Here is a 7,467-nt window from a genome sequence, read left to right as displayed (position 1 = left end):
CCAAGCTTTTCTGGTCGGAACCCCCTAAGCCGAGTTTTCAAGGTGCTGCGCCGTCCACTTGGTTTTCGAGACTGGCCTTTTAATTCTAACGTAAAGCCAACCTAGAACGGCGGGGTTTCAGACCCAAAATTTCCGATGACGGGAAAGTTAACAAATTGAGGACAAGAATCAGCATTCTTGACTATAGAATTCCACTCCCCGACCATCACCCCGGGGAATTAGGCTCTGTTCAAAAAATTGCTGACAGCGATTTTCAGCATCAGCGACGAGAACTTTGGCAAAATGACCGTTTTCGAGAACTTCTTGCCTCGGACGTTGTTCGTAGGCATAGATAATCAAAATATCTCCGGGTTGACAGAGCAGAGCCGCACCACCGTTGGGGCAAATTTCCCCAGTTTGGCCGGGAAAAACGTAGGTGGAAAAGCGCTTACCATTGCTAAGATTGACCACATCCACCTCTTCAAGCGGCAAAATACCGACCCGCTCAATCAATTCTCGATCGATAGTGATACTGCCGACATAATCGACGTTAGCCTCGCTGACGCGCACTCGATGGAGTTTGGCGTGCATTAATCGAATTGTTCCCATGTATTTTGTCCTATTTCCCCCAATTACCTCAATTATTATGCTCTCCCAGTGGGAATGTTTACTCAAAAATCTCGGTCAATGGCAAGGTTCTTTTACCCGTCTGTCTCCCCAAGGCGACTTGATCGAAGATACCCCGACTTTGGTATCTTTGCAAGGCATTAATAATAATCGATCAATTCGTCAATTGGTCCGCCGTCTCTACAGCGATCGAGCGCCGGAAGATTTAATTTTAGAGTATAGTTCTCTCCATCAGGGTATTCTATTTAGCCAGACGGGAGCTTTTTGCCAAGGTTCTCTATATTTTAGTAGTTTTTCCTCACAATTCGGAGCAGAATTTGGCTTAATCTCTGGGGAAAGACGATTAAGAATCGTCCAGTTATTTAATGAACGCTGTGAGTTCGATCGCTTGACTTTAATTCGGGAAAAGTTAGTTGATTCTCAGTCACCCGAAAGACCGATGTTAACGGTGGAGCAATTACTGGGTCAATGGCGAGGACAAGCAGTGACAACGGGACGGGATTTTTATAATTCTGCTGCCTATTCTACCCATATATCGATCGAGCGTCAGGGGGATAATTATCTCTCGCAAACTTTGACTTTTGGTGATAATCAAATCACTTCTAGCGCTCGTATCGAGGGACAAAGATTGTTGTTTGAAAATGGTCCGCTGCCGATTCAAATACTGTTGCTGCCCGATGGAGCCTCCTGTAATACACCTCTGAAAATTACTGCCGGTCATCCTTTTGTTTTAGAGGTGGGTTGGTTACTTTCTCCTACTCAAAGACAGCGCTTAATTCGTTCTTATGATGATAAGGGAGAATGGACGGGTATTACTCTGGTAACGGAGGAAAAAGAAAGCTATTAGCCGTCAGCCCTCGGCTAGATTGATAATAAAAAGGAAATTGACTAATTACACTGAAAAATATCGGGTTTCTCCTAAAGATGAATTATAAGTAAGTAGTTATAATTAAATTGAAGATAGATTTTGCCTCAGATCCCCCCTGCCCCCCTTGATAAGGGGGGTGCCGATCCCCCCTTAGTCCCCCCCTTAATCCCCCCTTAATAAGGGGGGCATCTGATAATTTTTAACGACTACCTACTTAACTGGATTTGGCATCGTCTCCTTGCTCGGAGACTTCCCAAAACAACAACTTTGTACTTCACCAATAAGATAACTGCTCTCAGAAGCTGAATGCTAAGGGCTGCTTTATATAAGCAAAATTTATCAAAATCCCAATATACTTGAGAAGATTTAAATTTACATTCCTTAATCTTTACTTTTCTTAAAAAATAATTGAGAAAAATTCCTATTTGTCAACGAGATTGCAATAGTTACAGCCTGCTGCTAAAATATAATAATTGGGTTACTCTGTGCATTTTTAGTCTTTGTGCCTTGAAACCCTTACCCAGTCTAGGATGACTAATTCGTCCCCAGGAAAAACTTGCCAATTGCTCCTCTGACGAAAAAGATCTTTTGCCAAAAATATGTGTACTTATGTTAAAACGAAAAAGTTTTTTTGACAAAATGTACCAGATGTGCTGCGAGGAAAGTATCCAGATTAGCTAATGGGGGTGGGAAACTGTTAACTATCTAGGGTTTGCGGCAAAAAGTTTGTTGGTGGGTGTGGGGTGTGGTGCGAACCACAAAGACACGAAGGACACAAAGATTGAGCGCTCCCATATAAGTTAAGTAGTCGTGCAAAATTAATTTCCTAGTCGAGACTCCGAGACTCCGAGACTCCGAGACGGGATACAGCTATTAGGGATCGGATTTGAGTTTTCAGTTCACTGTTTCCTCACATCAGAAGTCTGACGGAGTAGTGGCTTAGATGTGTAATTAATTGTGCTTAGATACTTAAACACACCAAGAATAAGAGAGCCTGCTCCCTGCTCCGCTGCTTCCCTATACCTTTTAAACAGGATGTAGTATTAAGTAGTCATGCAAAATTAATTACCTGCCCGATCGAGCTAAAACCCTTACGGGGCAATGATCGTCATGTGTAAATAATTTTGCCTAGGTACTTACTGGTTAGGATGAGAGAAGCTCGAGTTTTGAACGGTCGATCGAAGGACTAATATCTTTAACCAAAAAGTAAATTATGGAGAATTTCTAAACGCAGGTCATCTTCACGAACAATAGCACCATAATAATTTTTTTTATTCTCTAGCCAGAGTAATTCAAACTCGATCGCCTTGGGCAAAGCTAAACTAAAATTATCCAAAGCTTGGGGACAATTAAAGATAACTTTGCGCGTCTCGAAGCGGTCAAAATGTCCTTGGCAGAACATTTTGAAAAACGGTAAAGAATCTAGTGACACCCCACCCCCAATAGCCACAGTCAAACCGGCAGCCTTAGCTTTTTTTGCCAAAGGTAAAGCCAGATCCAAAACTTGCTCGCTATTGACATCCCGGCGAGTTAATCCCAAAGAACAGGCTAAATCCATCCGTCCGATGACGATACCATCGAGAGATTTTATCTCTGGAATCGCTAACATTTCCTGAAAATTCTCACAGGCAGTAATCGTTTCAATATTAACCAATAACTCCACATCTTCCACCCCTTGATCAGCTAAAACCCTCCTAGCTGCCCGCAGATATTTTTGTAAAGCGTAGCCTGTTTCTACCATGGGAGCAATCAAGCGATCGACTCCTAAATTAACCGCATCAAAGATATCTCTGATCGCTTCGCAACCGGCGATTTTCAGATTAAAATCCACCCCCGCTTGCAGACTAATTTCTTTCAACCGCATCGCTTCCGTCAGTCGGGTTCCTTCCGTCTCGAATTCCGCTTTTACCCCTGAAACATGGTGATCTTCCCTGAGTTCTCTTAACAGTTCCACCATTTTTTTTTCTAAGGAATTCATGATTTTAATCGTTCACAATCGGTAACTGCTAGAGGATCCTTGTTAATTATAGCCGATCCGCGAAAAGCCGATAGCTGAGGACTAAGAGACCATAAAAATACCCTAAACAAGGGGACAAGAGCGACAAAATACTGGCATAATGAGCAAGGCCGTCTGATTTTTTTCTGGCCACATCCTTTCTATACTACATTCGTAATATAAGTAATTCTCTAGTTAGACTATGCGAACTCACTACTGTGGCGACCTTAGCGCGATCGAAATTGAAAAAAGTGTCACCCTCTTCGGTTGGGTCGATCGCCGTCGCGATCACGGTGGCGTTATTTTTATTGATCTACGGGATCGCAGTGGTATTGTCCAGATCGTCAGTGATCCCCAACGAACTCCCGCTTCCTACCCCATCGCTGAAACCGTCAGAAACGAGTATGTCATCAAGGTGACGGGAACAGTCAGTCAACGTCCCCCCGAATCCCTTAACCCCCGCATTGCCACCGGAGAAATTGAAATTTATGCCAGTAGCATCGAGATTCTCAACGGGGTTACTAAACAACTGCCTTTTGTCGTCTCCAGTTCCGAAAGTGAATCGGTACGGGAAGATGTGCGCTTGCGATACCGCTATCTAGACCTACGCCGGGAGCGTATGAGTCAGAATTTACAACTACGTCACCAAGTTGTCAAGGAAATGCGCCGTTTTCTCGAAGATGAACAGCATTTTATCGAAGTGGAAACACCAATTTTAACTCGATCAACTCCCGAAGGAGCGCGGGATTATCTGGTTCCTTCCCGTGTCAACCCCGGCCAATGGTACGCTTTACCCCAATCACCGCAATTATTTAAGCAATTATTAATGGTGTCGGGAATGGATCGCTACTATCAAATCGCTCGCTGTTTCCGGGATGAAGATCTGCGTGCTGATCGTCAACCGGAATTTACTCAGTTGGATATGGAGATGAGTTTTCTCTCCTTAAGCGAGATTTTAGCCCTGAATGAGGCTTTAATCGCTCATATCTTCAAAAAAGTCAAAAATATCGATATAAGCCTGCCCCTGCCCCGTTTAACCTATGCTGAGGCTATGGATCGCTATGGGGTCGATCGCCCCGATACTCGTTTTGGCTTGGAATTGGTCAATGTGGCGGAGATTTTTGCCGATTCGGGATTTAAGGTGTTTTCAGGTGCGATCGCTAGTGGTGGGACGGTGAAAGTTTTACCGATTCCCAACGGTAACGAGGCGATTTCTAACGTCAGAATCAAACCGGGTGGGGATTTATTCAAAGAAGCCACCGATGCGGGTGCGAAGGGAATCGCCTACATCCGCGTGCGCGAGGACTACGATTTTGATACCATCGGTGCGATTAAAGATAACCTGACAGAGGCACAAAAACAGGCTTTAATCGAGAAGACTGGCGCAAAACCGGGGCATCTGCTCTTATTTGGGGCAGGAGATACCGATACAGTCAATAAATCCCTATCCCGCCTACGCTTAGTTTTAGGGGAACAATTGGGATTAATTGATCCCGAGAAAATCAACCTCCTCTGGGTGACGGATTTCCCGATGTTTGAATACAACGCCGAGGAAAAACGCCTAGAAGCATTGCATCACCCCTTTACTGCCCCTAATCCCGAAGATTTAGACGATCTAGCCCAGGCTCGCGCCCTAGCCTACGATATGATTTTTAATGGTATTGAAATCGGTGGCGGCAGTTTGCGGATCTATCAACGGGAAGTACAGGAAAAAGTCTTCGCTACCATCGGTCTATCCCCAGAGGAAGCCTATAATAAATTCGGCTTTTTGTTAGAAGCTTTTGAATACGGAACCCCTCCCCACGGTGGCATCGCCTACGGTTTAGATCGCTTGGTGATGTTGTTAGCAGGAGAAGAATCAATTCGCGATGTGATTGCTTTCCCGAAAACCCAGCAAGCTAGTTGTTTACTCACTTCTGCACCTTCAACAGTGGCAGCGAAGCAATTAAAAGAATTATCCGTTGCTTCTACCTACAAACCGCCATCCTAAGATTAGGGTGGGCAATGCCCACCTAATTTTTGCAAGTCTGTTGACACCATGCTCTTAAATTCTTTTCTGCCCTCACTTCATCCTCTTTAGCAGTGGCTAAAAATTCCTAGAGTTTAGTTTTGGGAACTAGGGGAAAAGTGCAGGGTAAGCGCATCTTAACAATCCTTGACAATTGTTAAGCAAAAATCGACCAAATGGGTCGAGTTCGCCCCCTACAAAATCGACCCGCCTAAGGGCGGGAAAGAAAAGAAAAAATAGGGAATGAGGGTAAAAGGGGAAAAAGGAAAAAGGGTTAGAGAGTTCTCCCGAAAATGCAGACTACCCGAAAACCGTAATTGTTGATGCGGTTGACGCGGCGGAAGTAGTAGTCGTAGCGAATCGCGGAACGGCAGTAATTCGGATTGTAGCCCCAGGAACCGCCCCGCAGAGGAGAACGATTATCATTACCATTTTCTATCCAGACACTGCCATCCGTCGGCGCACCGTCATAGTTATCGTGCCAAGTATCGGCGCACCACTCCCGGACATTGCCGTGCATATCGTACAGTCCAAAGGCGTTTGGGGGAAATTGTCCCACGGGAGTTGTTTCGCTTCGATATTCTCCGTTCGGTTCATCGGCGTAGGTATTAGTGGCATTGTAGTTAGCCAATTCCCCCGTAATGGTTTCCCCAAAGTAAAACGGGGTGGTGGTTCCAGCACGACAAGCGTATTCCCATTCCGCTTCACTCGGTAGTCGGTATTCCCGAACCGTTAGTTTTGATAATCTCGCACAGAACTCGATCGCATCGTACCAGTTGACTTGTTCCATGGGACGGCGATCGCTATGGGGACGGTATTTAAAATAGGCTGGGTTGAGATCAAGGTCTTGTTTAACTTTTAAATCCGTGCGAGAGGCGATCGCTTTCCACTGAGCCTGGGTGATGGGATATTTACCCATAAAGAAGGGTGGGACATTTACTTCATGTTGTGGTCTTTCCCTTCTAAATCCTTCCCAATTAAATTTTTTCACCAGTCTTTCGATTTCCTCATCTTCTGTTCCCATCAGGAAAGTTCCCCCCGGAATGGCGACCATTTCTAAGGTGATGCCTTTGCCCAGATCTTCCCTGAAATATTGGGACTGTTTCGACTCTTTTCTAATTTGCTCACCCTTCGCATTTACTCCCACCACCTCAAAGTTAAATACTGATAACAGTTGTTTTGGCTCTTCTGGTTCAAGCTTGAATTGATAGGTAATTGCTCTTTCTAGTTGCTCAAATCCGTCTTCTTCCCAATAATCAAGCCAGTGGAGGTCTCGCAGATTCAAGCCAACTTCTGCAAGTCGCAGATCAGGAATTTCGCATTCTTCTAACCTCATGGGAATAAAAAAAATTGTCCCCAGTAGCATCTGTCCCAAGGTATCAAGTGCAATCCTCAACTCCCGTTGGATGTATCCCTGTTTATTAGCCGATTTCGCTGACAGACAGGCGAGAAAAATCTGACTAGCTTTAATCGCCTTCGGAATTTCATCTCGCCAAATTTGACCCGGAATCAGGTCTTTTTTATCTAACCAAGGTTTATATCCCGCTTGCTTAAGGCGGTCATGCAGTGCCAAAACTGCTGGTTTGTCCTCACTAGCGTGAGCTAGGAAAATTTGGATCTCTGACTTTTTCATCGGAAATTTTGGGTCTGAAACCCCGCCGTTCTAGGTTGGCTTTACCGTCAAATATTAGCACATTTACACGATATATGCTAGAATGCGGGATATGGAAAAGCTATCGCTACCGATTTTACCCCACACCAACACAAGAGTCGCTATTGCGGCGCACATTGGGCTGTGTAAGATTAGTTTACAACAAAGCTCTCCACGAACGAACACAAGCTTGGTACGAAAGACAAGAAAGAGTAGGCTACGCTCAAACTTCTTCAATGTTGACCGATTGGAAAAAACAAGAAGAATTAAACTTTCTCAATGAAGTTAGCTGTGTACCTTTACAACAAGGGTTAAGACATTTACAAACAGCTTTCACT

The 7,467-nt window shown here is 44.6% G+C and carries 6 protein-coding genes and 1 pseudogene; 3 read left to right on the top strand and 4 right to left on the bottom strand.

The features are described from left to right. Nucleotides 1–168: 168 nt before the first annotated feature. Nucleotides 169–588 (bottom strand): aspartate 1-decarboxylase, encoded by a 420-nt coding sequence (panD, locus tag IM509_RS19065; protein WP_052277873.1) that lies wholly within the window; start codon nucleotides 586–588, stop codon nucleotides 169–171. A 37-nt stretch (nucleotides 589–625) separates the two neighbouring features. On the opposite strand from panD, the gene IM509_RS19060 reads away from it, so the two are divergent. Continuing rightward, the gene (locus IM509_RS19060) at nucleotides 626–1,453 is read left to right on the top strand and encodes a DUF3598 family protein (RefSeq protein WP_185236944.1); all 828 of its coding nucleotides are present in this window, start codon (nucleotides 626–628) and stop codon (nucleotides 1,451–1,453) included. A 1,216-nt stretch (nucleotides 1,454–2,669) separates the two neighbouring features. Here the strand turns inward: IM509_RS19060 and IM509_RS19055 are convergent. Beyond that, complete coding sequence (locus IM509_RS19055) at nucleotides 2,670–3,452, bottom strand: aldolase/citrate lyase family protein (RefSeq protein ID WP_185236941.1); 783 nt, start codon at nucleotides 3,450–3,452, stop codon at nucleotides 2,670–2,672. Between the two features lie 220 nt (nucleotides 3,453–3,672). On the opposite strand from IM509_RS19055, the gene aspS reads away from it, so the two are divergent. After that, nucleotides 3,673–5,460 (top strand): aspartate--tRNA ligase, encoded by a 1,788-nt coding sequence (gene aspS, locus IM509_RS19050; RefSeq protein ID WP_052277871.1) that lies wholly within the window; start codon nucleotides 3,673–3,675, stop codon nucleotides 5,458–5,460. Between the two features lie 22 nt (nucleotides 5,461–5,482). Here the strand turns inward: aspS and IM509_RS24205 are convergent. After that, nucleotides 5,483–5,599 (bottom strand): annotated as a pseudogene (locus IM509_RS24205) (Uma2 family endonuclease); the annotation flags it as partial. A 153-nt stretch (nucleotides 5,600–5,752) separates the two neighbouring features. Continuing rightward, nucleotides 5,753–7,111, bottom strand: a complete 1,359-nt coding sequence (locus tag IM509_RS19045) for an SUMF1/EgtB/PvdO family nonheme iron enzyme (RefSeq protein ID WP_052277870.1) — start codon at nucleotides 7,109–7,111, stop codon at nucleotides 5,753–5,755. A gap of 74 nt (nucleotides 7,112–7,185) precedes the next feature. Between IM509_RS19045 and IM509_RS19040 the strand changes: the two genes are divergently transcribed. Further along, a partial coding sequence (locus IM509_RS19040) for a helix-turn-helix domain-containing protein (protein ID WP_502882267.1) occupies nucleotides 7,186–7,467 on the top strand: 282 nt, incomplete at its 3' end.

Source organism: Microcystis sp. M31BS1, assembly GCF_020245285.1.
In the GTDB taxonomy this organism is placed as follows: Bacteria; Cyanobacteriota; Cyanobacteriia; order Cyanobacteriales; family Microcystaceae; genus Microcystis; species Microcystis panniformis.
The sequence above is the reverse complement of the archived record's forward strand: the minus strand, read 5'-3'. Positions and strand labels throughout refer to the sequence as shown.